At 64.3% G+C, this 26,307-nt stretch carries 28 protein-coding genes; 15 read left to right on the top strand and 13 right to left on the bottom strand.

Annotated features, from left to right (window positions below; genetic code table 11):
* Positions 1–51 precede the first annotated feature (51 nt).
* From ACD578_RS17415 to ACD578_RS17400, 4 genes are all read left to right on the top strand, one after another.
* On the top strand, positions 52–918 hold the full coding sequence (locus ACD578_RS17415) for a DMT family transporter (RefSeq protein WP_404286961.1): 867 nt from the start codon (positions 52–54) through the stop codon (positions 916–918).
* A complete protein-coding gene (locus tag ACD578_RS17410; RefSeq protein WP_404286959.1) occupies positions 915–2,006 on the top strand; it encodes an ATP-dependent RecD-like DNA helicase in 1,092 nt (363 codons plus the stop codon). Before ACD578_RS17415 ends, ACD578_RS17410 begins: the two co-directional genes overlap by 4 nt.
* A 76-nt stretch (positions 2,007–2,082) precedes the next feature.
* The gene (locus ACD578_RS17405) at positions 2,083–2,256 is read left to right on the top strand and encodes a DUF1328 domain-containing protein (protein ID WP_152715814.1); all 174 of its coding nucleotides are present in this window, start codon (positions 2,083–2,085) and stop codon (positions 2,254–2,256) included.
* Between the two features lie 224 nt (positions 2,257–2,480).
* Positions 2,481–3,569 carry a TRAP transporter substrate-binding protein gene (locus tag ACD578_RS17400; RefSeq protein ID WP_404286956.1) on the top strand — a complete coding sequence of 363 codons (1,089 nt, stop codon included), beginning with the start codon at positions 2,481–2,483 and terminating at the stop codon, positions 3,567–3,569.
* A 42-nt stretch (positions 3,570–3,611) separates the two neighbouring features.
* Here ACD578_RS17400 and ACD578_RS17395 read toward each other — a convergent pair whose 3' ends face one another.
* On the bottom strand, positions 3,612–4,445 hold the full coding sequence (locus ACD578_RS17395) for a lytic transglycosylase domain-containing protein (protein WP_404286954.1): 834 nt from the start codon (positions 4,443–4,445) through the stop codon (positions 3,612–3,614).
* A gap of 141 nt (positions 4,446–4,586) precedes the next feature.
* Here ACD578_RS17395 and ACD578_RS17390 point away from each other — a divergent pair, with 141 nt between their 5' ends.
* The 3 genes from ACD578_RS17390 to ACD578_RS17380 all read left to right on the top strand — a co-directional run bounded on the left by ACD578_RS17390 (position 4,587) and on the right by ACD578_RS17380 (position 6,572).
* Positions 4,587–5,207 carry a hypothetical protein gene (locus ACD578_RS17390; protein WP_404286952.1) on the top strand — a complete coding sequence of 207 codons (621 nt, stop codon included), beginning with the start codon at positions 4,587–4,589 and terminating at the stop codon, positions 5,205–5,207.
* 87 nt (positions 5,208–5,294) lie between these two features.
* Positions 5,295–5,720 (top strand): arsenate reductase (glutaredoxin), encoded by a 426-nt coding sequence (gene arsC, locus ACD578_RS17385; protein ID WP_404286950.1) that lies wholly within the window; start codon positions 5,295–5,297, stop codon positions 5,718–5,720.
* 72 nt (positions 5,721–5,792) lie between these two features.
* Positions 5,793–6,572 (top strand): SDR family oxidoreductase, encoded by a 780-nt coding sequence (locus ACD578_RS17380; RefSeq protein WP_404286948.1) that lies wholly within the window; start codon positions 5,793–5,795, stop codon positions 6,570–6,572.
* 23 nt (positions 6,573–6,595) lie between these two features.
* Here ACD578_RS17380 and ACD578_RS17375 read toward each other — a convergent pair whose 3' ends face one another.
* The 3 genes from ACD578_RS17375 to ACD578_RS17365 all read right to left on the bottom strand — a co-directional run bounded on the left by ACD578_RS17375 (position 6,596) and on the right by ACD578_RS17365 (position 11,482).
* Positions 6,596–7,831, bottom strand: coding sequence for an MFS transporter (locus ACD578_RS17375; protein ID WP_404286946.1), 1,236 nt, complete (start codon positions 7,829–7,831; stop codon positions 6,596–6,598).
* A 277-nt stretch (positions 7,832–8,108) separates the two neighbouring features.
* Positions 8,109–9,914, bottom strand: coding sequence for a translation elongation factor 4 (lepA, locus tag ACD578_RS17370; RefSeq protein WP_152711025.1), 1,806 nt, complete (start codon positions 9,912–9,914; stop codon positions 8,109–8,111).
* An 89-nt stretch (positions 9,915–10,003) separates the two neighbouring features.
* On the bottom strand, positions 10,004–11,482 hold the full coding sequence (locus tag ACD578_RS17365; RefSeq protein WP_404286943.1) for a SulP family inorganic anion transporter: 1,479 nt from the start codon (positions 11,480–11,482) through the stop codon (positions 10,004–10,006).
* Positions 11,483–12,468: 986 nt separating this feature from the next.
* On the opposite strand from ACD578_RS17365, the gene ACD578_RS17360 reads away from it, so the two are divergent.
* Entirely contained in the window at positions 12,469–12,798 is a 330-nt protein-coding gene (locus tag ACD578_RS17360) for a hypothetical protein (protein ID WP_404286941.1), read from the top strand.
* Positions 12,799–12,897: 99 nt separating this feature from the next.
* On the opposite strand, the gene ACD578_RS17355 is transcribed toward ACD578_RS17360, so the two are convergent.
* The gene (locus ACD578_RS17355; RefSeq protein WP_404286939.1) at positions 12,898–13,302 is read right to left on the bottom strand and encodes a hypothetical protein; all 405 of its coding nucleotides are present in this window, start codon (positions 13,300–13,302) and stop codon (positions 12,898–12,900) included.
* Between the two features lie 137 nt (positions 13,303–13,439).
* Positions 13,440–14,531: a heat-inducible transcriptional repressor HrcA gene (gene hrcA, locus ACD578_RS17350; RefSeq protein WP_404286937.1), complete on the bottom strand. Its 1,092-nt coding sequence runs from the start codon at positions 14,529–14,531 to the stop codon at positions 13,440–13,442.
* A 149-nt stretch (positions 14,532–14,680) separates the two neighbouring features.
* Between hrcA and rph the strand changes: the two genes are divergently transcribed.
* Both rph and ACD578_RS17340 read left to right on the top strand, forming a co-directional pair.
* Positions 14,681–15,394, top strand: a complete 714-nt coding sequence (rph, locus tag ACD578_RS17345; protein WP_152711017.1) for a ribonuclease PH — start codon at positions 14,681–14,683, stop codon at positions 15,392–15,394.
* Positions 15,391–16,032 (top strand): non-canonical purine NTP pyrophosphatase, encoded by a 642-nt coding sequence (locus ACD578_RS17340; protein ID WP_404286934.1) that lies wholly within the window; start codon positions 15,391–15,393, stop codon positions 16,030–16,032. The genes rph and ACD578_RS17340 overlap by 4 nt, the downstream gene beginning before the upstream one ends.
* A gap of 161 nt (positions 16,033–16,193) precedes the next feature.
* Here ACD578_RS17340 and ACD578_RS17335 read toward each other — a convergent pair whose 3' ends face one another.
* Positions 16,194–16,667, bottom strand: coding sequence for a DUF2852 domain-containing protein (locus ACD578_RS17335; RefSeq protein ID WP_404286932.1), 474 nt, complete (start codon positions 16,665–16,667; stop codon positions 16,194–16,196).
* A gap of 74 nt (positions 16,668–16,741) precedes the next feature.
* Entirely contained in the window at positions 16,742–17,410 is a 669-nt protein-coding gene (locus ACD578_RS17330) for a TetR/AcrR family transcriptional regulator (protein WP_404286930.1), read from the bottom strand.
* A 340-nt stretch (positions 17,411–17,750) separates the two neighbouring features.
* On the opposite strand from ACD578_RS17330, the gene hemW reads away from it, so the two are divergent.
* Both hemW and ACD578_RS17320 read left to right on the top strand, forming a co-directional pair.
* Complete coding sequence (hemW, locus tag ACD578_RS17325) at positions 17,751–18,911, top strand: radical SAM family heme chaperone HemW (protein ID WP_404293915.1); 1,161 nt, start codon at positions 17,751–17,753, stop codon at positions 18,909–18,911.
* A gap of 53 nt (positions 18,912–18,964) precedes the next feature.
* On the top strand, positions 18,965–19,594 hold the full coding sequence (locus ACD578_RS17320) for a LysE family translocator (RefSeq protein WP_404286928.1): 630 nt from the start codon (positions 18,965–18,967) through the stop codon (positions 19,592–19,594).
* A 116-nt stretch (positions 19,595–19,710) separates the two neighbouring features.
* Here the strand turns inward: ACD578_RS17320 and gshB are convergent, their stop codons facing one another.
* Complete coding sequence (gshB, locus tag ACD578_RS17315) at positions 19,711–20,655, bottom strand: glutathione synthase (protein ID WP_404286926.1); 945 nt, start codon at positions 20,653–20,655, stop codon at positions 19,711–19,713.
* Positions 20,656–20,817: 162 nt separating this feature from the next.
* On the opposite strand from gshB, the gene ACD578_RS17310 reads away from it, so the two are divergent.
* The gene (locus tag ACD578_RS17310) at positions 20,818–21,699 is read left to right on the top strand and encodes a lipid kinase (protein WP_404286924.1); all 882 of its coding nucleotides are present in this window, start codon (positions 20,818–20,820) and stop codon (positions 21,697–21,699) included.
* On the opposite strand, the gene ACD578_RS17305 is transcribed toward ACD578_RS17310, so the two are convergent.
* The gene (locus ACD578_RS17305; RefSeq protein ID WP_404286922.1) at positions 21,696–21,905 is read right to left on the bottom strand and encodes a DUF1127 domain-containing protein; all 210 of its coding nucleotides are present in this window, start codon (positions 21,903–21,905) and stop codon (positions 21,696–21,698) included. The genes ACD578_RS17310 and ACD578_RS17305 overlap by 4 nt on opposite strands.
* A 104-nt stretch (positions 21,906–22,009) precedes the next feature.
* Between ACD578_RS17305 and ACD578_RS17300 the strand changes: the two genes are divergently transcribed.
* On the top strand, positions 22,010–22,882 hold the full coding sequence (locus ACD578_RS17300) for a LysR family transcriptional regulator (protein WP_404286920.1): 873 nt from the start codon (positions 22,010–22,012) through the stop codon (positions 22,880–22,882).
* On the opposite strand, the gene ACD578_RS17295 is transcribed toward ACD578_RS17300, so the two are convergent.
* Positions 22,879–23,256: a YraN family protein gene (locus tag ACD578_RS17295; RefSeq protein WP_404286918.1), complete on the bottom strand. Its 378-nt coding sequence runs from the start codon at positions 23,254–23,256 to the stop codon at positions 22,879–22,881. The genes ACD578_RS17300 and ACD578_RS17295 overlap by 4 nt on opposite strands.
* On the bottom strand, positions 23,253–24,191 hold the full coding sequence (rsmI, locus tag ACD578_RS17290) for a 16S rRNA (cytidine(1402)-2'-O)-methyltransferase (protein ID WP_404286916.1): 939 nt from the start codon (positions 24,189–24,191) through the stop codon (positions 23,253–23,255). The genes ACD578_RS17295 and rsmI overlap by 4 nt, the downstream gene beginning before the upstream one ends.
* Positions 24,192–24,330: 139 nt before the next feature.
* Here rsmI and ACD578_RS17285 point away from each other — a divergent pair, with 139 nt between their 5' ends.
* Complete coding sequence (locus tag ACD578_RS17285; protein WP_404286914.1) at positions 24,331–25,614, top strand: penicillin-binding protein activator; 1,284 nt, start codon at positions 24,331–24,333, stop codon at positions 25,612–25,614.
* A gap of 167 nt (positions 25,615–25,781) precedes the next feature.
* Here ACD578_RS17285 and ACD578_RS17280 read toward each other — a convergent pair whose 3' ends face one another.
* The gene (locus tag ACD578_RS17280; RefSeq protein WP_404286912.1) at positions 25,782–26,291 is read right to left on the bottom strand and encodes an OsmC family protein; all 510 of its coding nucleotides are present in this window, start codon (positions 26,289–26,291) and stop codon (positions 25,782–25,784) included.
* Positions 26,292–26,307 lie beyond the last annotated feature (16 nt).

Genomic DNA, 26,307 nt, shown 5'->3' with positions numbered 1-26,307 from the left:
CGGTGGCGGAGGCAGGTTAAGCGAGAAGACCCTCATATCGGTTGAACCACCGTGCCCCATCGCAGCATCCTTGCCGTCGTCCTCTGGATGAGCGGCGCGCTCTTCTCCTTCTCCGCAACGGCCATTGCGGTGCGCGCGCTTGCGTCCACCTTCTCGATCTTCGAGATGCTGGCCGTTCGCAACGCGGCCGGCGTCCTGATCCTGCTCGTGCTCGCGCTCCTCAAGCCGGAGCTTCGGTCCGGATTGAAGCCGCGCCGCTTCCCGCTGCACCTCGCGCGCAATGTCCTTCATTTTCTCGGCACGGATGGATGGGCTTTCGGACTCACGCTCCTGCCGCTCGCAACCGTCTTCGCGATCGAGTTCACCACGCCAGCCTGGGTCGCCTTGCTGGCAATCCCGTTGCTCAAGGAGCGGATGACGAGAGGACGTCTCGTCGCCATCGTGCTCGGTTTCATCGGCATTCTCGTGATCCTGCGTCCGGGGTTGGAAACCTTGCAGCCGGCCAGTTTCCTCATGCTTGGCGTTGCATTCAGCTTTGCTCTCGTGGCCATCATGACCAAGCGATTGACGATGACGGAGAGCACCTTCTCGATCCTGTTCTTCATGAACCTGCTGCAGCTTCCCATGAACCTCGCGGGCGTGAGCCGCGCCTTCTGGCTCGACGTCCAGCCGTCCCATGTCCTGGCCCTCGTCGGCATCAGCGTCGGAGGTCTGCTCTCGCATTACTGCCTGACCAACGCCTACCGCCGGGGCGACGCCACCATGGTCGTGCCGTTGGACTTCATGCGCATCCCGCTGATCGCCTTCGTGGGCTGGCAGTTCTATGGTGAGCCGCTCGATCCATATGTCTTCCTCGGCAGCGGCATCATCATCATGGGTCTTCTCTATTCCCTGCATCGCGAGGCGAAATCCGCATGACCTGGTCGCCGCAACAGGATGCTGCCCTCAGAGCCGTCGCCGATTGGCTCCGCCGCGGCGACCGTCCGGTGTTCCGTCTCTTCGGCTATGCCGGCACGGGCAAGACGACGCTCGCCAAGCACATCGCCGAGAACGTGGATGGCGAGGTGGCCTTCGGCGCCTATACCGGCAAGGCCGCGCTCGTGCTGCGCACCAAGGGCTGCACCGAGGCCTCGACGATTCACTCGATGATCTACCGCTCGCGGGAGTCGGATGAGAACGGTCCACAATTCGTGCTCAACCGCCAGAGCCCGGCCTCCAAGGCCGACCTCATCATCATCGACGAATGCTCCATGGTGGACGAGGAACTCGGGCGCGATCTCCTGTCCTTTGGGCAGCCCGTTCTCGTGCTCGGCGATCCGGCGCAATTGCCGCCGGTGAAGGGCGGCGGCTTCTTCACGGAAGGCGAGCCCGACGTGATGCTCACGGAAGTGCATCGGCAGGCCAAGGACAATCCCATCATTCATCTCTCGATGCAGGTTCGCGAAGGCGGGCGGCTGGAGCCGGGCACCTATGGCGAGAGCCGCATCATCCGCCGCCGTGAGATCGACGCGAACGCCGTCATGGCGGCCGATCAGGTGCTGGTCGGCCTCAACAAGACCAGGCGTCTCTACAACACGCGCCTGCGCGAATTGAACGGCTACCGCGACCCCATGCCGGCGGCCGGCGAGAAGCTCGTCTGCCTGCGCAACGACAAGACCAAGGGCCTGCTCAACGGCGGCACCTGGAGCATCCAGGCCCTGCGCGGCATCCGCAACGACTTCATCCGCATGGATGTGCTGCCCGACGACGATGGCCGCCGCCGGTCGGTGGAGGTCGCCGTGCACAAGGCCTTCTTCGAGGGGACGGAGGAGGAGGTGCCGTTCGTCCTGCGTAAGGAGTCGGACGAGTTCACCTATGGCTATGCGCTCACCGTGCACAAGGCTCAGGGCTCGCAATGGGACGATCTCGTGCTCTTCGACGAGTCCTATGCCTTCCGCGAGCATCGCAGCCGCTGGCTCTATACCGCCCTGACGCGGGCCGCCGAAACGGTCACCGTCGTGATCTGAGCGCAGGTGGCCCGGAACCGGATCAAGCGTGAGGGCTTATGTCTGTAGCTAGACAGTAAGCGACAAGGGTACAGACATGCTCAAATGGGCTCTGATCTTCCTGGTGGTTTCCCTGGTGGCGGGAGCGCTGGGCTTCACAGGCGTCGCCTCCGGCGCCAAGACCATCGCCAAGGTCCTGTTCGGCCTGTTCCTCCTCGCCTTCATTCTCCTGATCCTCCTCGCCTGGGGAGCGGGCGAGCTGATCTTCTGACGGATCTGCTCCGTTCATTTTGCGCCAATCGGGAAACCGGCTCCGAGCTTTGTCTAGGGGCCGGCCCACGCATGCATTGAATGCATGAAGTCCCTGCTTCGGAAGACCTCCCTTCTTCCGTCCAGCCCGCTATAGGGGCGTCTCAACTATTCGTTTGAGTGCGTCGCGTTGAAACTTTCTGTCTCATGTGCGCCTTGAAACGTAAACGAACGAAAGGGACGCCCATGAAACGTCGTGCATTCCTCCAGGCCGCTACAATCGGCGCAGCCGCCGGAGCCGTTGCCAAGCCGGCCATCGCCCAGTCGAACCCTGAGATCCGCTGGCGCCTGACCTCGGCCTTCCCGAAATCCCTCGACACCCTGTTCGGCGGCGGCGAGACCTTCGCCAAGCTCGTCGCGGAAGCCACCGACGGCAAGTTCATCATCCAGACCTTCGCGCCCGGCGAGATCGTCGGTGCGCCTCAGGCGCTCGATGCCATCGGCGGCGGAACGGTCGAGATGGGTCATACCTGCTCCTATTATTACGTGGGCAAGGACCCGACATTCGCCATCGGCACAACGCTGCCTTTCGGCCTCAATTCCCGTCAGATGAACGCCTGGCTTTATCAGGGCAACGGCAATGCCCTGCTGAACGAGTTCTATGCCAAGCACAACGTGTACGCTCTGCCCGCGGGCAATACCGGCGTGCAGATGGGCGGCTGGTTCCGCAAGGAGATCAAGACCGTTCAGGACCTGCAGGGCCTGAAGATGCGCATCGCGGGCCTCGCCGGGCAGATCATGGGCAAGCTCGGCGTCGTGCCGCAGCAGATCGCCGGCGGCGATCTCTACCCGTCGCTGGAGCGCGGCACCATCGACGCCGCCGAGTGGGTGGCGCCTTACGACGACGAGAAGCTCGGTCTCAACAAGGTCGCGCCTTACTACTATTATCCTGGCTTCTGGGAGGGCGGTCCTGCGATCCACTTCTACATCAACCTGCAGAAATGGAACGAGCTGCCCAAGAACTACCAGGCTGCCGTCCAGGCTGCCGCGGGTTATGTGAACGTGGACACGCAGGCCAAGTACGATGCCAAGAATCCGGCCGCCCTGCGCAGTCTGATCGGCAACGGCGCGCAGCTACGCCCCTTCTCGCAAGAGATCATGGAAGCGGCCTACAAGGCCGCCAACGAGGTCTATGACGAGACCTCGGCCAAGAACGCGGATTTCAAGAAGATCTACGACAGCTACAGGGCGTTCCGCGGCGAGGAATATCTCTGGTTCCAGGTGGCCGAATACGCCTACGATACCTTCATGATACGCGCTCGCGCTCGCGGATGAGCAATGGAAAGGCGGGTTTCGGCCCGCCTTTTTCCTGAACGGCTACTGGCTCATCGATGCCGATGTCTCGTCGCCGGCGAGCTTCGAGGCGTAGTAGGCGATCGTGCGCGAATAGACCTGCGACTTGTTCCAGGCCCGGATGGCCTCGAAATTAGGCGAGCCGGGCTCCCAGTCGCCACCTCTGACCCAGCCATGACCCTGAAGATAATTGGCCGTCGAGGCCAACACGTCGGCCGGACTGTGCAGAAGATCGGCGCGGCCGTCACCATCGAAATCGATGGCGTATCTGACATAGTTCGATGGCATGAACTGGGTCTGTCCCATCTCGCCCGCCCAGGCTCCGCGCATCTCGGCGGGGGTCAGGTCGCCACTGTCGACGATGCGCAGCGCATCGAAGAAATGGGCCTTGAAGAAGTCCGAGCGGCGGCAGTCATAGGCTAGCGTTGCGACCGAGCGGATCACCGGATGATTGCCTTTCACCGCGCCGAAATCCGTCTCGAGTCCCCAAATGGCGACGAGGACCGGGGCGGGCACGCCGAAGCGCTGCTCGATCCGCGAGAGAGTGGCCGCATGCCGCTTCAGCATCGTGGCGCCGCCTCTCAGGCGCGCGGGAGAGACCATGCGTCCCGCGAATTGCTCGAAGCTCTGCTTGAACACGCCCTGGCCACGATCTTTGCGGATGATGCCTTGGTCGAAGGTGACGCCGGACAAACCCTGCTTTACGGCTTCGGGCGAAATGCCCTGCGCCACCGCTTCCTGCCCGATGTCATCGAGCCATTTCTCGAAACCTGCCGGATCGCGGCAGGTTGCAGCCGCTGCCTGGCCTGCTGCGAGCAGGATCGCCGCCAGAAAGGAGGCGCGTATGAAAGCCTGCATGAAGTCTCTCCAGGGTCGTTTCGTTCCTGTGCGACGTAGGGCCGGGCTCGTGCAACTCAAGAGTGTTGCAGTTTCGAGGCAACCGGTGCGGTTCGCGCGCGTTGCTATCAATGGGAAGGTTCGTTCTCCCTGGAGGGTCCGGTGCGCAGCGTAGGACGGTGGGAAGCATGGTCTGGCAGGCTTGCCCTTCTGGCAGGGCTTGCCATTGCTTCCGTGGCGCAGGCCGCGAACGATCCGCTCGACAGCACCGGTGGGAACGAGCCGATCAAGGCGCATTTCGATTCTCTCACTCACCAGACCCGGGTCTCCGGCAAGGTCGCGCCGGATCTCTGCTTCTCCTTCACACTGCCGGACGAGTGGCGCCTCACGGAAGCGGGTCTGAAAGCGATTGTCACGAACGCGGATCTCACGGTCGGTCTTCGCTCGGCCCAGGAACTGCGCGACATGCCGCAGTCCGATCTCGCGACCCGGGACGCTGCAGTTCTGCAACAGGACTACGAGCAGCTTCTCGGACGACCCGCGCAATCGGTGTCCCTGTCTTCCGACGCCGGAGCGACCCGCTGGTCCGCGACCTGGATCGATGCCAGTCTGCCATCAGCCTCGCATGCCATGACGGTCGAGACTCTGATCGTGCCGCTCTCGAGCGAATGGGTGCTCGAACTATCCCTCTCCGGCGTCGATACGCAGGAAGCCTACAATGGTTTTGCACAGCACCTGCTGGCGCGACTGAAGGTTCAGGGCCGGCCGGCCTGCCGGAGCTGAACTCCTGCAACAGGCATTAGCCCCTAGTCATTCCCGACATGCGATGGCATCCATCGCTGCCACTTCATGCGATTGTCAGGATAAGCCATGGACGTGATCATCTACCACAACCCGCAATGCGGGACCTCCCGCAATACCCTGGGGCTGATCCGCAATGCCGGGATCGAGCCGCACATCATCGAGTATGTGAAGACCCCGCCGACGCGCCTGCTCCTGCGCCAGCTGATCGAACGCATGGGCGTGAGCGTCCGCGATGCGATCCGCGAAAAGGGAACGCCCTATGCGGAACTCGGGCTCGGCGACCGTTCCTTGAGCGACGACCAACTCCTTGATGCGATGATCGTGCATCCGATCCTGATCAATCGGCCTATCGTGGTCACGCCTCTGGGTGTCAGGCTCTGCCGCCCGTCAGAGACCGTGCTCGACATCCTGCCGCCGCAGCAGGGCGAATTCGTAAAGGAAGATGGCGAGCCGGTCGTCGATGCCTCCGGGCGCCGCGTCGGTCTGGCATAGGGCTCAAGGGAACAAGCTGCCCGTCCTCCGGTTCAGGGACTGGACAATCCTGGTTGGAGGAAAGGCAGCATCATGGAGCTTCAAGGCAAGGTCGCGCTCGTGACAGGCGCAGGATCGGGCATCGGCAAGGCGACGGCCCTGCGCTTCGCGCGTGAGGGCGCCGCGGTCGGTGTGCTCAGCCACACGGCGGACGAGATCCGAAAGGTCGCCGAGGAGATCGAGCGGGCAGGCGGCACGGCCATCGCGCTCGTGGCCGATGTGGCGGATGAAGGCCAGATGCGCAAGGCGGTGGCCGATCTGGTGCAGGCCCATGGCCGGCTCGACATCGTCTTCGCCAATGCAGGCATCAACGGTGTCTGGGCGCCCATCGACGAGCTGCAGCCGCAGGAATGGGATCGCACGATCAACACCAATCTGCGCGGCACCTATCTCACGCTCCATCATGCCGTGCCGCATCTGAAGAAGGCCGGGGGCTCCATCGTCATCACGGCATCGATCAATGGATCGCGCACCTTCACGAGCGCCGGCGCGACGGCCTATTCCGCCACCAAGGCGGCCCAGGTGGCGATGGCGCAGATGCTGGCAGTCGAACTCGCCAAGCACAAGATCCGCGTGAACGTGGTCTGCCCCGGCAAGATCGACACCGAGATTTCCGACAACACCGAGAAGCGCGATACGCAGGAGGCGGAGGTTCCGGCCGAATATCCGGCCGGTTCGATCCCGCTCACCGGCCAGGAGCCCGGCACAAGTGAGGAGGTCGCCGAACTCGTACTCTTCCTCGCCTCCGACCGCGCACGTCACATCACCGGCACGCCCGTCTGGATCGATGGCGGGCAGTCGCTGCTGGTGTAGGCTTCCGGCTTCAGCTGGAGGCGCTATGACGCCTCCAGCTGCGTTCCGACGGGAACGGCAGGTTCGATGCTGAAACTCTCCTTTTCTTCCGTCGGAGGCGCAGCGCGCTGCAGGCTGCGATAAGCGCCCCAGATCGCCATGAGAGCCTGGGCGATGATGACGACATAGAGAAGGCCCAATCGTCCAAACTCCGTCATGGCCATGCCGGCAATGATGGGTCCGATGGAGGCGCCGACGCCCTGCAGGATCAGGAGGCCGCCCGCTGCTGCCACGAACTCGCCCGGTTTCACCATGTCGTTCACATGCGCGGTGACGATGCTGTAGGTGGGGATCACGCTGCCACCGAAGATGGCGACATAGAGGAAGATCAGCCAGACCGGTACCGAAGGCGACACGAAATGGATGAGTGCGAGCAGGATCGCAGCCGCCATTCCCGAGGCGCCGATGATCACATGGCGCCGGTCCATGCGGTCCGAGAGCCAGCCGAGAGGATAGGTGGTGGCAAAGCCGCCGAGCGTGCCGCAGGCCATGAAGATCGCGATCTCCGCCGTGTTCAAACCGCGCTCCTGCGCCCAGATGGGTCCGAGCGCGAAGAACGAGCTGGTGGTGACGCCGCAGAGAACGGCTGCCACGACCCCGAAGGGTGATTGGCGATAGAGCTTCATCAGGTTGATCTTGGTGTCGCTGACCGCATGAGCCGGTGCCGTGGCCCGCGACAGGGCCGTCGGAACGAGAGCGAGCGAAATGAGGATGGCGACGAAGCAGAACAGCCGATAGCCGTAGGGATCGCCTGCCGGCAGAAGCATCTGCCCGCCGATCCCTGCGATCAGGCCGGTCATCCCATAGACGCTGAGAACCTGCCCGCGCGTCTGCGCGGTGACCGATGCGTTGAGCCAGCTTTCGACCACGATGAAGAGGCCGGCAAAGCAGAAGCCGGTCAGGGCCCGCGCGGCGATCCACACGGTCGGACTGATCACGAGAAGATGAAACAGCGCTGTCGATGCCGCGACGGCTGCCAGCGCCGCGAAAGCGCGGGTGTGGCCCACCTGCTGGATCACCCGCCCGGCATAAAGGGAGCCGATCACGATGCCGCCCCAGAAGGCGGAGCCCACGGCTCCGATCTCCGTCGGCGTGAACTGCTCGATGCTGCCGCGCACGCTGAGCAGCGTTCCTTGCAAGGTATTGCCGACCTGCATGAGGGCGTAGCCGAGAAGAAGCGCAAAGAGGGTCGGCAGCGTAGCCCGCAGGGGCGAAGACATGGGCTCTCCTGTGAAGCGAGATCCTGTGGCTCGAATGTGCGGTTTGTGAGAGGCTCGGCCTTCCCGGCATGGACGTGCCGAAGCCCGGCGTCCGAAGACCCCGTTCCTTCAGCTTATGACATGTGCGAGACCAAGCCCCGTGCCTGGATTGAACTCTGGGAGGGAGGGCAGGTTCCAGCGCTTTTTGCTGCAGCGCAACCGACAAAAAGAATGGCTCGGCTCATGACCGAGCCGGGCCTGTCACGCATGGCAGCGAAAGCTTCGATGGCTTTTCCTTTTAAGAATCCATCTTCAGCGCGGCGATGAAGGCCTCCTGCGGGATGTCGACCTTGCCGAACTGGCGCATCCGCTTCTTGCCTTCCTTCTGCTTGTCGAGCAGCTTGCGCTTGCGCGAGGCATCGCCGCCGTAGCACTTGGCGGTCACGTCCTTGCGCAGCGCCCGGATGGTCTCACGGGCGATGATCTTGCCGCCGATGGCCGCCTGAACCGGAATCTGGAACATGTGAGGCGGGATCAGCTCCTTGAGCTTCTCGCACATGGCGCGGCCGCGGCCTTCGGCGCGGTCGCGGTGCACCAGCATGGAGAGCGCATCCACCGGCTCGCCGTTGACCAGCACCGACATCTTCACGAGGTCGCCCTCGCGGTAGTCGGAAATGTGGTAGTCGAAGGAAGCATAGCCCTTCGAGATCGACTTCAGACGATCGTAGAAATCGAACACCACCTCGTTGAGGGGCAGGTCGTAGACCACCATGGCGCGCTTGCCGACATAGTTCAGGTCGATCTGGACGCCGCGCCGCTCCTGGCAGAGCTTCAGCACCGAGCCGAGATAATCGTCGGGCGTGAGGATGGTGGCGCGGATCCACGGCTCCTCGATGGTCTCGATCTTCATCACATCCGGCATGTCGGCCGGGTTGTGCAGCTCGATGGTCGATCCGTCGCGCAGCTTCAGATGATAGACCACGCTCGGCGCGGTGGAGATGAGGTCGAGATTGAACTCGCGCTCCAGTCGCTCCTGGATGATCTCGAGATGCAGCAGGCCGAGGAAGCCGCAGCGGAAGCCGAAGCCGAGCGCCGCGGAGGTCTCCATCTCGTAGGAGAAGCTGGCGTCGTTCAGGCGCAGCTTGCCCATGGCGGCACGCAGGTTCTCGAACTCGGCGGCGTCGACGGGAAAGAGGCCGCAGAACACCACCGGCTGCACGGGCTTGAAGCCTGGAAGCGCGTCCGTCGTGGGCTTGCGCTCGTCGGTGATGGTATCGCCGACACGGGTATCGGCCACTTCCTTGATCGAGGCGGTGAAGAAGCCGACCTCGCCGGGGCCGAGTTGGGCCATTTCTTGCATCTTCGGCGAGAACACGCCGACCCGGTCGAGACTGTAGGAGGCGTTTGTCCCCATCATCTTGATGGTGGAGCCCTTCTTCATCGACCCGTCGATGATGCGCACGAGCACGACCACGCCGAGATAGGCGTCGTACCAGGAATCGACCAGCAGCGCTTTGAGCGGTGCATCCGGATCGCCCTTCGGCGGCGGCAGCTTCTTGACGATGGCTTCCAGCACGCCCTCGATGTTCAGGCCTGTCTTGGCCGAGATCGGCACCGCATCCGAGGCGTCGATGCCGATCACCTCCTCGATCTGCTCCTTGATCCGATCCGGATCTGCGGCAGGCAGGTCGATCTTGTTGAGGACCGGGACGATCTCGTGGTTGGCATCGATGGCCTGGTAGACATTGGCCAGCGTCTGCGCCTCCACGCCCTGGGAGGCGTCGACCACCAGCAGCGAGCCCTCGCAGGCGGCGAGCGAGCGCGAGACCTCGTAGGCGAAGTCCACGTGGCCGGGAGTGTCCATGAGGTTCAGGATGTAGGTCTTGCCGTCCTGCGCCTTGTATTCCAGGCGTACGGTCTGCGCCTTGATGGTGATGCCGCGCTCGCGCTCGATATCCATGTTGTCGAGCACCTGCTCCGTCATCTCGCGGGCCGAGAGCGCCCCCGTGGTCTGGATCAGGCGGTCGGCGAGCGTCGACTTACCGTGGTCGATATGGGCCACGATGGAGAAGTTGCGGATGTTGTCGAAGGTGCGAGCGGTCATCAGTAAACTCTGGCGGGTGTGAAACCCTGTTGGCCGGGCAATAGCAGCCCGGCCCCCTTATGCCAAGGGAAGGCGGTGTCGCGTGGCCTTTAATGGCCCGAGGCCAGCCCGACCCCCTCCTTGTTGTGGGTGCCCAGCTTCTCGACCAGGCTTGCGCTGGCCTCGTTGAGGCCCACGATCTCCACGGGGATATCGTGGTGGCGCAACTTCAGCACAACCCGGTCGAGGGCGTTGATGCCGGTGATGTCCCAGAAATGGGAGCTGCCGACATCGATGACGACCCGCTTCAAATCCTCCTCACGGAAGTCGAAGGCGCTGTGGAAGGCCTCCGCCGTCGCGAAGAAGATTTCCCCGTCGACCCGGTATGTCCGCACGTCGCCCTCGCGGGTGGACGTAACGCGGAAGAACTTGGCGACCTTGCGGGCGAAGAAGATGCCGCTCAGGATCACGCCCACCAGCACGCCCTTGGCGAGATCGTGGGTGAGGACGACGACTGCCACGGTGGCCAGCATGACGATGCTGGAACTCTTCGGGTGCAGGCGCATGGCCAGGATCGAGCCCCACTGGAAGGTGTTGATCGAGACCATGATCATGACGGCGACGAGCGCCGCCATGGGGATCTGGCGCACCCATTCGTCGAGCACGAGGATGAGGAAGAGCAGGAAGGCCCCGGCCCAGAGCGTCGAGAGCCGTCCGCGGCCGCCGGAAGAGACGTTGATCACCGACTGGCCGATCATGGCGCAGCCGGCCATCCCGCCGAACAGGCCCGCCACGATGTTCGCGAGGCCCTGGCCCGTGCATTCCCGGTTCTTGGAGCTGTCCGTATCCGTCATCTCGTCCACGATGGCGGCCGTCATGAGGGATTCGAGCAGGCCCACCATGGCGAGCGTGAGCGAGTAAGGCAGGATGATCTTGAGCGTTTCAAGGTTCAGCGGGACGTCGGGCAGGGCCAAGGCCGGCAGGTCGCTCGGCAGCCGGCCCATGTCGCCGACGGTCCGTAGGTCGAAGCCGAAGTAGATCGAAACCGCCGTGAGCAGGACGATGGTGACGAGGGCGGAGGGCACCGCCTTCGTGACCAGGGGCAGCAGGTAGATGATGGCCAGGCCCACGGCGACCATGCCGTACATGAGCGGGCCCTGGCCGGTGAATTCCGGCAGCTGCGCCATGAAGATCAGAATCGCGAGGGCATTCACGAAGCCAGTCACCACGGAACGCGAGACGAAGCGCATCAGATCGCCGAGGCGCAGGGCGCCGGCAAGGATCTGGAACACGCCGGTCAGAAGCGTGGCCGCAAGCAGATATTGCAGCCCGTGGTCCTTCACGAGCGTCCCCATGACCAGCGCCATGGCACCTGTCGCGGCCGAGATCATGCCCGGCCGCCCGCCTGCGATCGCCGTGATGACCGCGATGCAGAAGGAGGCATAGAGGCCGACCTGCGGGTCGACGCCAGCGATGATCGAGAAGGCGATGGCCTCGGGGATCAGAGCCAGGGCGACGACGGTGCCGGCGAGGAGATCGGCACGAACGTTGGGAAACCACTCGGCCTTGAGGCGGGAGAGATGAGTCATGTTGGAAATTCTCGTGAGCCCCAACGGGGCTAGTGGTGCCGCAAGAACAGGCATCGCTGTACGACAGGAGCGGCCATTAGGCGAAAGGAATGGGAATGGGCTCAACACCCAAGAATGCGCTCGAAGCACATTACGGCAGGGTCATCCGCGGGAATTTCGCAAGGGTATCGCCGTGATCCACGCCCCTCCATACCAGTATGATTTCGCATTGCAACGTGCCGGGCTGGGATCGGGGCATGTGACAGACGCATGTTGTGAATGGGGTGGATTGGTAGTCTTGTCTCCGCGCTCTATCGTTCCGTGATCCATTCAGGCTTTAGAGGCGGCGATGGCAGGAACCCCGGCACTCTCAGATGCTCCGCACGATCTCGGAGACGGCAGCCGTCCCGAGCTTCACAGGGGCATCGGCCCGTTCCAGATGGCCCTCTAGGGGCTCGGCAGCATGCTGGGTTCCGGTGTCTACGGCCTGATCGGACAGGCGACCGTGCTCCCGCTGCTCCTCGTCTTCGCGTTTCTGAACGGCGCGCCGGTGCTGCTGAAGAACAGGGAGGGAGCCGCGCGGGCGTTTCGAGATCCCGCTGATCCTGCCACTTCTCGGCAGCCTCGTCTGCGCGGGTCTCGTGATTGTCCGGGTGATAACCGGCGATTGGCGTGCACCAGCCCTCGCAGGGGCGCTGCTTGCCGGGATTTTCGTGCTCTATGCGCTGTATCGGCCGAAAACTGATCGGAGCGTGGCATAGAGCATTGTGCGGAACCAGCGGTTCGCATCGGCGAAAAGTGGCCTCGGTTGTCTGCTTTCAACGATGCGCTCATCCAAGAGGACGCATCGATCCCAAAAGTGCAAATCCACTTCTGGGTCCGATGCTCGAGCCCCGCAGCCCCCACTTTTACTGTTAACAATTCCTTAATTTCGGGCACGCTCCCGATTCATTCCGCAGCGTCATTGTCTAAGGTGACCGTCACAGACGTCTGCAAAAGTTGATGCCGTGCTCTACCCGCTGACACAGAACCCGAACTTTCGCGTCCTGGACGCCGTCGGGCGGGATTTTGCCTCGCATCCGCCATCGCCGCCACTGCCGTTATTCGGGCCGAGGACGGGCCAGCCGCGAAGCGCCGGGGACATCGCGTTGGAGGGCGGCTTCGGCAGTCTCAGCGACATGCTGTGCCGCATCGCGGAAGTCGATCTGTCCCGCTACTCGCAATCGGCGGCTCTGCGGCAGTGGTATTACACGGACGGATCCAAGGGCGGGCTTCAGGCCATGATCAATGCCCAGTACAAATTCTTTGCGCCTGACCTGTCGGTCGAGGGCCCTTAGAGACGTCGTGCTCTTGCCTGAGCGGGCCTCGCATTCGAGCGCGGGACGTGAAGGCAAGCGCGGAACCGGGAGCCCGCGCGTGCCGAAGGAAGGGGACGATTAACGAGCGCACTCGACCGGAACGCGCTGGTCAGTGCCCTGGACCAGGACGGTACGGCAAGGAACCCCGTTGATGACCCGGATCTCATGGGGCGCAGCCGTGGGGAAGGCGGAGGCCGGCGTTCCGGACACGGGGGCTCGGGCCGCCGGAACCATGAGGACGCTGCCGGTCGTCGTCGGATCCATGCCGATCATGCCGGCCGAGCTGGCGCACTGGACCGGGACGCGCTGATTGCTCTCGCGGTCGAGAATGGTGCGGCAGGGAACGCCGTTGATCATCTGGACTTCGTGCGGAGCGGCATTCGGGAAGGGGGAGCCGGGCGTGCCGCTGGTCTGGGCCTGGGCCAAGCCGAGGGTGCCGAGCATCATGAGGCTGGCGCTGGCGATGATCGTCGCTGTCTTCAAGGGAACCTCCTGCATCGATAGGAACATTGGCCGCTTGCGCGGACAGGAGGTTTAACGCTTCAGACGAAGATGGTTCCCTTGTATCGGGGCAACGTGATGCAAAGCGCGCCGCCGCACACAGGCGTCGATCGGTGCCCCTACCGCCCCTGTTCCAGGATGCGCGAGATCACCTTGGCGGTATAGTCGACCATGGGGACGATACGGGCGTAATTCAGTCGGGTCGGACCGATGACGCCCAGAACTCCGACGATCTTCTGGCTGCCGTCCCGGAAGGGGGCGGCGATCATCGAGGAGCCGGAGAGCGAAAAGAGCTTGTTCTCCGAGCCGATGAAGATGCGCACCCCTTCGCCGCCCTCGGCCCGACTCAGGAGGTCGATCACGTCGGTCTGGGTCTCCAGGTCCGAGAAGAGCAGGCGGATGCGCTCCAGATCCTCGGCCGCCTTCAGATCGTCGAGGAGGTTGGCCTGCCCGCGCACGATGAGCTGACGGGAATCCGCCGGTCCCACCGTGGTGGCGAGCCCCGCCTCCACGAGCCTTGCGGTGAGCGCGTCGAGCTCCCGCTCCATGTCCTCGCGGCGGGTCTGGATCTCCCGCTTGATGTCGCCGAGAGTCTTGCCCTGGATGCGGGCATTGAGGAAATTGCCGGCCTCGACCAAGGCGCCTGCGGGCAGGCCTGCGGGCAGGTCGAGAAGGCGGTTTTCCACGGAGCCGTCCGCGGAGACGAGCACCACCAGGGCGCGGGCCGGGTCGAGGCGCACGAATTCGATGTGCTTGAGGCGCGCATTGGACTTGGACGTCACGACCACGCCGGCGCCTCGCGAGACGCCCGACAACAGCGCGGAGGCCTCGGCCAGCGCCGTTTCCAGGGTATGGCCCGAGGCGGCGGCCCGCATCTGCGCCTCGATGCGCGAGCGCTCCTCGGAGGTGACGTCGCCGATCTCCATCATGGCATCGACGAAGAAGCGCAGGCCCGTCTCCGTCGGCAGGCGGCCGGCGCTGGTATGGGGCGCGAAGATCAGGCCCGCCGTCTCCAGATCCGCCATCACGTTGCGGATCGACGCGGGAGAGAGCGTCATCGGCAGGATGCGCGAGAGATGGCGCGAGCCCACGGGCTCGCCGGTCATGAGATAGCTCTCGACGATCTGGCGGAAGATTTCGCGGGAACGGTCGTTCAACTCCGCGATGGCGCGGGTTTCCGACAGATGGGAGAAGGGACCGGTTGGATGCATCCGAAGGGTTCTACGCTCTCACAATTCCACCCTGCAAGTCAGTATTATGTGCGGATCGGAAGCCTCTTCGGCAAGCCTTGCGCTTGCCTAAACCGCCCCGCCGCTCCAAACAGGCGGAGAATCGCAAGATCTTTCAGGAGAATCCCGCCATGCGTCCTTCCAACCGCGCCCCCGACGAACTGCGTCCCGTCACCCTGGAGCGCGGCGTCGCGCGGTATGCGGAAGGCTCCTGCCTCGTCTCCTTCGGCAACACGAAGGTGATCTGCACCGCTTCGCTCGAGGAAAAGGGCCCGCCGTGGCTGCGCGGCACCGGCCGGGGCTGGGTGACGGCGGAATATTCCATGCTGCCCCGCGCCACCCATGAGCGCACCCGCCGCGAGGTCAATTCCGGCAAGCCTTCGGGCCGCACCCAGGAGATCCAGCGCCTCATCGGCCGTTCGCTCCGCGCCGTCGTCAACCTGCCGGCCATCGGCGAAAAGCAGATCGTCGTCGATTGCGACGTGATCCAGGCCGACGGCGGCACCCGCACGGCCTCCATCACCGGCGCCTGGGTGGCGCTGCACGAATGCTTCACCTGGATGCAGAACCGCTCGATCATCTCGATCAATCCGCTGCGCGAGCCCGTCGCCGCCATCTCCTGCGGCATCTACAAGGGCCAGCCGGTGCTCGATCTCGATTATGCGGAGGATTCCGCCGCCGAGACCGACGCCAATTTCGTGATGACGGGCTCCGGCGGCATCGTCGAGGTGCAGGGCACGGCCGAGGGCAAGCCCTTCTCGGAAGAGGAGTTCCTGAGTCTGCTTCGCCTCGCCAAGGCCGGCGTGACACAGCTGGTGGACCTGCAGAAGAAGGCCGTGGCATGAGCATTCATCGTTCCCTGACCGGCAAGGTCGTCATCGCGACCCACAACGCAGGCAAGCTGCGCGAGATGCAGGAGCTGCTCGCTCCCTTCGGCGTGGAGGCCGTGTCGGCGGGCGAACTCGGCCTGCCGGTTCCCGACGAGACGGGGCACATGTTCGCCGAGAACGCCGCCATCAAGGCCCACGCGGCGGCCATGGCCACCGGCCTGCCGGCGCTCTCCGACGATTCCGGATTGTGCGTGCATGCGCTCGATGGCGCGCCGGGCCTGTTCACGGCCGACTGGGCCGGCCCGAAGAAGGATTTTCAGGCCGCCATGGAGCGGGTGGAGCGCGAATTGCTGAAGCGCGAGGCGACGGACCGCAGGGCCCATTTCGTCTCCGCCCTCGTCATCGCCTGGCCCGACGGGCATGAGGAGCTGTTCGAGGGACGCGTCTTCGGCGAGGTCGTGTGGCCACCGCGCGGCGACAAGGGTTTCGGCTACGACCCCATGTTCCAGCCGGACGGCTTCACCGAGACGTTCGGGGAGATCTCCTCGCAGGAGAAGCACGGCATCGACTGGTCGAAGCCGGAACCTTCCGGCCTGTCCCACCGGGCCCGCGCCTTCGTGAAGCTGGCCGCCGGGTGCCTGCACCGGGCCTGACGCCTTCGACGTCATCACCGGCCTTGTGCCAGTGATCCCGAATGCCTGAAGCGCCGCGCTCCTCCGGCCGAGATGACCGGGACGAGCCCGGCCTTGACGAAAAAAGCTGTTCAAAAGAAAGAGCGCCCCGAAGGGCGCTCCACTGACTTGGATAATTCGGTTCAGACGTTCGTCGTGCCGTTGCCGCGGCGCTTGGCCATGTAGGCGTCGAACTCCTCGCGGTCCTTGGCCCGCTTCAGCTCCTCGACGAAGTTCCGGAAGTCGCGCGCTTCCTCGTCGAGCTTGCGGCGCTCTTCCTCGAGGCGCTCGAGCTCGCTACGGCGGTAGTCGTCGAACGCCGCGTTGCCTGTGCTGGCGAAGCCGAACCCGGCAGGGCCACGCGAGGCGAAGAAGTCATCCTTGGCCCGACCGAAGGTGTCGCGGAAGAAGGCCTTGGCCTCGTCGTATTTCGGATATCCACACATTTTCCACACCAGATAGGCCAGCGCGAGCGGCCAGACGAAGATAAAGCCCAGAATGATGCCGATGATCTCCAAACCGCGTCCGGGCTTACGCCCGCAGCGGCGATGAGCGCCGTTGTTCCAGGGGCCCGCATGCGGGCCCGCGTTCCAGGCGGCAGAGGCAGAGTCAGACATTGGAGGTCCCTATGTTAATGCTAACAACATTAACATGCGGATCGATTTTGGCGCTTTCAAGAGAGGTTTCGTCGTTATTTTCCAGAATTGCCGGCGCGGCCTTTCAAGGCGCCATGGACAAGGGCGAGCACGCCGGCGCGCAGCAACTCGTACTTATCCGGCAGGCCCGGGCCCTTCGGCAGCTGACCTGCGGCGTCCAGAGTCGCGATGCCGTGGGACAGGGCCCAGACCTCGATGGCGATGAAGCGCACATCGACGCTCTCGAAGCCGTCGGGAAACGTCTCTGACAGCGCCTGGACCAGGAAGTCGAAGGCGTTGCCCACGGGCTTGCCGCCGTTCTTGATCTCCTTGGTCCAGAATGGGCCGCAAGTCTTGCCCTCGCTGGGCCTAGCCGAGAACATGGCCGTGTAGAAGCCCGGTTCCTGCTCGGCGAAGGCCAGATAGGCCTCGCCCATGCGAGTGAAGCGCTCCAGCGCCGTGCCCTCGCTCTGCAGCGCCCGTCCGAGCCGTTTCGCCAACTCATCGTAGCCGCGGAAGGCGACCTCGGCCACGAGCGCGTCCCGGCCCCGGAAATGGCGATAGAGCGCCGCGGGCGTCACGCCCACGAGCTTGGCCGCGTCGGCCAGCGTGAACCCGCCGATTCCCCGCTCGGCAATGAAGCGTTGCGCCGCCTCGATCAGTGCCTCCTTCAGATTGCCGTGGTGGTAGCCCTGCCGGTCGAATGGGCCGCGCCAATGCCGCATGATGGGTTCCTGTTGTCTGCCTGCCGATCTTAAGACCCCGCCGCGGCGGAAGCCAGGACCGAAGGCTCTATAAGAGTGAACAACCTTGTGAGCGATGAGGTTCAGAGAAGTCCTTCGTTAATGTTGTCCAAGACTCGTCATCACCGGCCTTGTGCCCGTGATCTCGATTATTTGAAGCGCCGAGCCTTTTCGCATCGCGATGGCCGGGACAGGCCCGGCCATGATGAGGGCTGTCGTGCCACGATTCCGGATGATGCCGCCCAGCCCCGGGATGACAGCGTGTTCAGATCGCGACACCAGTACCCGTGACGCGGAGCCCGTGAACTGCCATATACGCCCCATGATCGATCATCCGACGCGCGATGTGGGCTTTGGCGTCTATGTCCATTGGCCCTTCTGCGCTTCCAAATGCCCCTATTGCGACTTCAACAGCCATGTCCGCCACCAGCCGGTGGATCAGGAGCGGTTTCTCGCGGCCTTCCGGCGTGAGATCGCCCATACGACTTCGCGCATCCCGGGACGGACGGTCACGAGCATCTTCTTCGGCGGCGGCACGCCCTCGCTCATGAAGCCGGAAACCGTGGGCGCGATCCTCGACGCCATCGGCGGCGCCTGGGCCATCGATCCCAAGGCGGAGGTGACGCTGGAGGCCAACCCCACCAGCGTCGAGGCCGAGCGCTTCCGCGGTTACCGCGGGGCTGGCATCAACCGGGTCTCGCTCGGCGTCCAGGCGCTCAACGATCCCGATCTCAAGCGCCTGGGGCGCATGCATTCGGTCGACGAAGCCCTGGGGGCGGTGAGGATCGCGGCCTCCATCTTCGAGCGCTATTCCTTCGACCTGATCTATGCCCGCTCGGGCCAGACGCCGCAGGCCTGGGGCGCGGAGCTGGAGCAGGCGATCTCCCATGCGGTCGAGCACCTCTCGCTCTACCAGCTCACCATCGAGCCCGGCACCTGGTTCCAGCGTCTCTACGATGCCGGCAAGATCACCGTGCCGGACGAGGAGACCGGCCGCGCGCTTTACGACATCACACAGGAGGTGTGCGAGAAGCACGGCCTTCCGGCCTACGAGATCTCGAACCACGCCAAGCCCGGCGCTGAATCCCGCCATAACCTGCTCTATTGGCGCTACGGCGAATATGCCGGCATCGGCCCCGGCGCCCATGGACGGCTCGTGACCGGCAATGCGCGGCTCGCCACCGCGACGGAGAAGCACCCGGAAACCTGGCTGGGGCTCGTGGAGCGTGAAGGCCATGGCGTCGTCGACGAGGAGGTGCTGACCTCCGAGGCCGAGGGCGACGAATTCCTGCTCATGGGTCTGCGCCTGAAGGAAGGCGTCGATCCGCGCCGGTTCGAGGCGTTTACCGGTCGGACGCTGAACCCGAGGCGCTTGCGCAACCTGGAGGGGGAAGGCCTGATCCAGGTGGATGGAACACGTCTCGCGGTGACGCCGAAGGGCTTTCCGGTGCTGAACGCGGTGATCGCGGAACTGGCGGCTTAGGCTGAGCGTCATGCCCTGGACGGCTCGTCGACGCGGCCGGTCGGGAGCCGACTATGTTGTCATCCGGGAGCTTCGTCTTCTTCTTTGCCGCGGCTTTGCTCATCGCAGTCACGCCGGGCCCGGGACTTTTCTATGTGACCGCTCGGACACTTGCGGGCGGGCGTGCTGAAGGGATCGCCTCCTGCTGCGGCACCGGACTGGGGGGCTGCGTTCATGTGCTTGCCGGGGCCTTCGGGGTTTCGGCTCTGATGATGGCAAGCGCCGAGGCGTTCACGTTGCTGAAGCTGGTCGGCGCCGCTTATCTGGTCTGGCTTGGCTTCAAGACGATCCGAGAAGCGAAGGTTGAGACGCTGGCAGGTGTCTCAGCATCGGGACCGTGGCGAGCCTTCCGCGACGGTGTTCTGGTCGAGGCCCTGAATCCCAAGACAGCCGCCTTCTTCCTGGCCTTCATCCCGCAATTCGTCAGCCCGGATCAGGGCGGCGTCGCTGTTCAATTCGTTGCACTGGGGCTTGTCTCAATCGCCTTGAACACGCTTGCCGCTGGCCTCACGGCTGTTATGGCCTCTCGAGCCCGGGACAGCCTGGCACAAAGACCCCTTGTCATCCGGCGGGTTCGCGAGGCATCCGGAGTGGTCATGTGTGGTCTTGGAGCGCTTCTCGCCTTGGCGCGCAGGCCGGTCTGACTCAGCGCATCGCGCGGATAAAATGGATTCGGTTATCCGTTTTCAACGATGCGCTCATCAAAGATGAAACATCGGATGGATCCCAAAGGTGCAAATCCATGTTTGGGTCCGATGCCCTAGCGCTTCACCTTCGACTCGATCACATCCCACACCGTCACGGCGAGATCCGGCCCGCCGAGGCGCTTGATGGCGCGGATGCCCGTGGGGGCGGTCACGTTGATCTCAGTGAGGTTGCCGTCGATCACGTCGATGCCGACGAGGATGAGGCCCATGCGCTTGAGATCAGGACCGATGGTTTCACAGATCTCGCGCTCGCGCGGCGTCAGATCCGTGGGCTTCGCCGCGCCGCCGCGCACCATGTTGGAGCGGATGTCGTTCGCCGCCGGGACACGGTTGATCGCGCCCGCCGCCTCGCCGTCGATGAGGATGATGCGCTTGTCGCCTTCCGTGATCTTCGGCAGGAAGCGCTGGATCACCCATGGCTCGCGGAACAGGTTGGAGAACAGGTCGTATAGCGAGCCGAAATTCGGATCCTCACGGCCGACCTTGAACACGCTCGCGCCGCCATGGCCATAGAGCGGCTTCATCACCACGTCGCCATGCTCGCGACGGAACTCCTCGATCTCCTGCTTGTCGCGGGAGATGAGTGTCGGCGGCATCAGGTGCGGAAAATGCGTGACGAAGATCTTTTCCGGCGCATTGCGCACATGGGTCGGATCGTTGACCACGAGCGTCTTCGGATGGATGCGCTCGAGGAAATGAGTGGCGGTGATGTAGGCCAAGTCGAAGGGCGGATCCTGGCGCATGAGCACCGCATCGACGGTCGACAGATCGACCCGCTCGGGCTCACCCAGCGTGAAATGGTCGCCTTCCACGTCGCGCGCTTCGATGGTTTCCGCCATTGCGACCACCGCGCCGTCGCGCAGGGAAAGGCGGTCGGGGGTGTAGTGCAGGACCCGATGCCCGCGCCGTTGGGCTTCGAGCAGCAACGCAAAACCCGTATCGCCTGCGATCTTGATGCTGCGGATGTGATCCATCTGGAACGCAACGGTGAGGGTCATGCGTCAAGCCTCCTTGGGAAGCAGGGTTATTGGCCTTAAAATGAAGGATGGCAACTCTTCATCGTCGGTGTCGTGAACGAAATCAGGGGAGGGGGTTATCCAACGGCCCCGCTTAAGCCGGGCCCCTTGCAGATCCCGTCAAGCTTATCCATGTGATAGTCCATGCCCCGCCGCGCCCTTCTGATTGTCAATGCCAAGAGCCGCAGCGGTGCCGCCCAGTGTGACATCGCCATGGAGCGCCTGAAGGATCATGGCATCGAGCCCATTCATCTGGAATGCGGCCGCCGGGAGGACCTGTCCCCGCTCATCGTCAAGCATGCCAAGGACGTGGATTGCGCCATCGTCGGCGGGGGCGACGGCACCCTGAACGCGGCGGCATTCGGAGTCATCGAGGCCGGGCTGCCCTTGGGCATTCTACCGATGGGCACGGCCAACGATCTGGCGCGGACCCTCGGCATTCCCTTCGATCTCGATGGTGCTGCTCAGGTCATTGCCGATGGCCTCACTCGCAGGATCGATCTCGGGATCGTCAACAACGAGCCGTTCTTCAACGTGGCAAGCATTGGACTGTCGGCGGAGCTGGCGCAGAAGCTGACGCGGGACATCAAGCGCCGGTGGGGACGCCTGGGTTATGCGCTGGTGGCCCTGAAGGTTCTGGCGCAGGCCAAGCCTTTTCGGGCCACCATCTACAGCGAGAAGGAATCCGCGCGTGTGAAGACGCTGCAGATCGCGGTCGGCAATGGACGCTTCTATGGCGGCGGGAATGCGGTGGAAAAGGATGCGACCATCGACGACCAGCATCTCGATCTCTACAGCCTGGAACTGGACCGGGCTTGGAAACTCGCCCTCATGGCGCGGTCATTCCGCTACGGGCAGCATGGGGCCTGGGAAGAGGTGCGGGCGGTCCAGGCCAAGGAATTCGACATCCGCACCCGCAAGCCGAAGCCCGTCAATGCGGATGGCGAAATCGTAACCCAGACGCCCGCCCATTTCTCGATCCGGCCCGCGGCCGTGACGGTGTTTGCGCCGAAAGAAGGGGCTTAATGCCGGCCGCACCGGATGGTGTCCTCGGCATTTCCAGGGGTGAGGCCGATATCGTGCAGCATCGCCTCGTCGAGCGTGCTGACCTCGCGCAGGGCGCGGCGGATCTCGATTTCGTGCAGGAGGGATGCGAAGAGGCTCTTGATGCGCGAGGACTTGGAGGCCTGCTGTTCCGAGGTCCAATCGCAGGTGGTGGAAAGTGCTGACATGACCGTCTCCTCAAGTTCGATGAAGAGATGATGCACTCGCCCCTTGCATAAAGAAAACGAATGTTCATTATATTGAAGATAAGGAACTGTTATTGAGGTCGGCAATGGCCCGGAATCTCGATGTGAGCCTGCTCAGAGCTTTTGTGGCGGTGGTGGATGCCGGCGGCATGACTGCCGCCACTGGAGTCCTCAACTTGACTCAGGCCGCGGTGAGCCAGCAGATCAAGCGCCTGGAAGAGACGCTCGGCGAGGAGCTCATCACCCGCGATCGGCGCGCCATGAAGCTCACGACGGCCGGCGAGCGCCTGTTCGGGCGGGCGAAGCGCATGCTGGCCCTCAATGACGAAATCTGGACCGAGATGACGACGCCGGAATTCGAAGGCGAGGTAAGGCTCGGCATTCCAAGCGACATCGTCACCACCTATCTGCCGACCTTCCTGAAGGATTTCGCGCGCCGCTATCCCCGTGTGCGGATCTCGCTCAACAGCGGCTCCAGCGTGTCCCTTCGCTCGAAGCTCTATGGCGGCAAGGTCGATGTGGTGCTCGCCACCGAGATGAGCTGCGATCCCGACGGCGAGAACCTCGTCATGGATCGTCTGGTATGGGTGGGCGCGCGCGGCGGCGATGCGGTGCGCCAGCGCCCTTTGCCTGTCTCCATCGGCTGCTCCGACTGCGCCTTCCGGGCGCCGATCCGCGAGGTGCTGCAGAAGGCCGGCATCGAATGGCGTTCGGTCTCGGAGGTGACGAACACGTCGGCGCAGGTGGCGACCGTAGCCGCCGACATCGCCGTCATGGCCTGGATGGCCTCGACCGTGCCGAGCGGTTTTGACGTGCTGGGGCCCGAGTCCGGATTGCCCGCGCTCCCGCCCTTCATGGTCAATCTCTACCTGCCGCGCGACGGCGGCAATCACGTGGTGCAGGAATTGGCGCGACATATCCGCGAGGCGGTTGCGGACCGGCACCGGATGGCGGCTTAGGATATCTCCAGCTCGAACGCGGACACGATGTGACGTGGCCATCGCTTGGGCGCGATGAACACCGCATCCGCGCGCCATGTCTTTCCTTGAGCCCACGCATTGCGCGTGAGCCACGTGCGAACCGCGCGCGAGAAGCGCTGGCGCTTGCGGGCGGTGATGGCGGACAACGCATCGTCCATCAGGCCGCGCGCCTTGACCTCGACGAACGCGATAGTGTCGCCGCGGACAACGATCAGGTCGATCTCGCCGCCCGATGCCGCATAGCGGCGCGCGAGCGGGCGGTAGCCTTTCATCACGAGGAACAGCAGCGCGATCCATTCGGCACGATGGCCGCGCAGAAAAGTCGCGCGGCGGCGTTCGAGCGCGCTCGTCATTCGCCCTTCTTCGCGAGCGTCAGCGCGCGGGCATAGACTTCGCGCTTGGGCACGTCGAGCTCCGCCGCGACAAGCGCCGCGGCGTCCTTGATCGAGTGGTTCTTGAGCGCCGCTTCGAGCTTGCCGTCGAGCGCCGCATCGGCTTCCGCCGCGTGCATGGCTTTCGTCGCCTCGCCGATCAGCACCACGATCTCGCCCTTGGGCGGCCCTTCCTCGGCGAATTGCTGCGCCAGCTCCGGCAGGGTGCCGCGCCGGATCGTCTCGAACATCTTCGTGAGTTCGCGCGCCACCACGGCCTGCCGCTCGCCCAGCACCGCGGCGGCATCGGCGAGCATCTCGGGCAGGCGATGCGGCCCCTCGAAGAGCATGAGCGTGCCGGGAATCGTGCCGATTTCGGCGAGCCTCGTGCGGCGCGCAGCGCTCTTCGACGGCAGGAAGCCCTCGAAGAAGAATCGGTCGGTGGGCAGGCCCGATGCGACGAGCGCGGTGAGCACGGCCGAGGGGCCGGGAATGGGGGTGACCGGCAATCCTTCCTCGATCGCCGCCTGCACGAGCTTGTAGCCCGGATCCGACACCAGCGGCGTGCCGGCATCCGACACGAGGGCAAGCGCCTGGCCTTCGCGGATCCGGTGGACCATGCGCTCGCGTACGGCATCGTTGGAATGCTCGTGATAGGCCACGAGCGGCGTCGTGATGCCGTAATGGGCGAGCAGGGTCTTCGTCACCCGCGTGTCCTCGGCGAGGATCGCGTCCGCGGCGGCAAGCACGTTCAGCGCACGGAAGGACACGTCCTGCAAATTGCCGATGGGGGTCGCGACCACATAGAGGCCGGGTGACAGGGGCTTCGCCTCGGCGGCGAGGCCGAAGGCGGTGAAGGTGGCGATCCGCTCGTTCGGCTCGCGCCGTTTGGTCCGGTTATCGATTCTCTGACTCATCGTTCGTCACTGTCGCATGAGGGGCGGCGCCGCGGAAGCGGGGTTGTTGAGACCATCATCCTGCATTGGAAACAATGTTTACCTTTTGCTGTCACGCTTCTGTCCATGAACGGATAGCTGTTTCCAAAAGGGGGTGGAGATGGCGCAGGCGTCGCATGGTACAGCCGGAGGCCTTGCAGGCCGGGCCGCGTGGGTTTTTGTCACTGCCGGGGCGCTGGTTTTGTCCGGCTGCGTCGGCTCCGGCAGCCTGGCGCCGCCGCGAAAGGCGAGCCGGCCTCAACCCGCTCCCGTCGAGCCTGCGTATGCGGCCGGCGTGACGCCACCCGGCGCTCCGATGCAGGATGCTCCGCTCGGGCCGGCCATGGCCGGAACCACCATCGGCAACGGTCCCGTCAGGGTCGCCCTGATCCTGCCCATGACCGGAGCGGGGCAGGGGGCCGTGGTGGCGCAGGGCATGCGCAACGCGGCGGAACTGGCCCTCGGCGAATTCCAGAACTCGGATCTCACCCTTCTCGTGAAGGACGATAACGGCACCCCGGAGGGCGCGCAGGCTGCGGCCCAGCAGGCGCTGGCGGAAGGAGCCGAACTCATCATCGGCCCGCTCTTCGCGGGCTCCGTTCAGGCGGCCGGACAGGTGGCGCGCCAGAGGGGCAAGCCGGTCATCGGCTTCTCGACGGATGCGAGCGTCGCCAGTCAGGGCGTTTACCTCCTGAGCTTCCTCGTGCAGGAGGAGGTGGACCGCATCGTCTCGTTCGCCGCCACCCAAGGACGCCGCTCCGTCGCCGCGTTGATCCCGGAGACCCAGTACGGCCGCGTGGCCGGGGCGCGGCTGCAGCAGGCGGCGGCGCAGCAGGGCATCCGCATCGCGGCGCTCGAGTACTATCCGCCGGGACAGCCTCGAGAAGCCGTGCAGCGCATCGCATCCGTCATCGGCGGTTCCGCGCCGCAGGCCGATGCGCTGTTCCTTCCCGACAATGGCGACGGCCTGCCGGCCATGGCCCAGGCGCTGCAGATGGCCGGCTTCGATCCGCTGCGGGTCAAGCCGCTCGGCACCGGGCTGTGGGACGAACCTCGCGTCGTCGCTCTTCCGATCCTGCAAGGGGGCTGGTTCGCGGCACCCGACAAGCGTGGTTTCACGGCCTTCGCCGAACGCTATCGCGCACGCTTCAATGTCGATCCGATAAGGTTGGCGACTCTGTCCTATGACGCGGTGACGCTCGCCGCCGCGCTGGCGCGGATGCAGGGCGCACAGGCCTTTACCGACGCCATGCTCACGAACCCCGCAGGCTTCGCCGGGGCCGACGGCGTGTTCCGCTTCAATCCCGACGGCACCAACGACCGTGCGTTGACCGTGCAGGAAATCCGCGGCGGCGCTGCTGTCGCGATCAGCGGCGCGCCGCGAACCCTGGTGGCTGGAAACTGACGGCATTTCAGTATCCTCGCCCTCATCCACAGTATTCCACCACGTCATCACCGGCCATGTGTCGGTGATCCCGATGGATTGAAACGCCGCGCCCTTCCAATCGGGATGGCCGGGACAAGCCCGGCCATGACGGGTAGATTTCATACTGATCGAGCAAACAAACAGGCCTATTTGCGCGTCAGCGTGGCGCTCAGCTCGGGCTTGTTGTTGAGGGTCTGGAACACCACGCAGTAGCGCTCGGTGAGCTTGAGCAGCTGGTCGACCTTCTCTTGCGGCGCATCGGTGTCGATCTCGAAGGACAGGCGGATATTCCTGAAGCCCACGGGTGCCGTCTTGTCGACGCCGAGCGTGCCGCGGAAATCGAGGTCGCCTTCCGCCTTCACCGCACCGTGGCGCAGGTCGATTTCGAGCGCGGTCGCAACGGCCTTGAGCGTCACGCCGGCGCAGGCGACGAGCGCTTCGAGCAGCATGTCGCCCGAGCAGAGTTCCGCACCGGAGCCACCGGTGGCCGGGTGAAGGCCTGCGACGGCGAGTGCCCGGCCGGTCTCGACCTTGCACGCAATGTGCTGGTCATCGAGCGTGCCTTGCGCCTTCAGGGTGATCACGGCCTTGTCGGGATCGTTGCGGTATTGATCCTTCAACGGCGCCTGGAGGGCGCGAAGGGCTGTCGCATCCATGATGAAGTCCTTTTGG

Origin of the sequence: Microvirga sp. RSM25 (assembly GCF_044784385.1) — a bacterium.
GTDB lineage: Bacteria > Pseudomonadota > Alphaproteobacteria > Rhizobiales > Beijerinckiaceae > Microvirga > Microvirga tunisiensis.
Note: the sequence above shows the minus strand (reverse complement) of the source record. Positions and strands in the feature narration are given on the sequence as shown.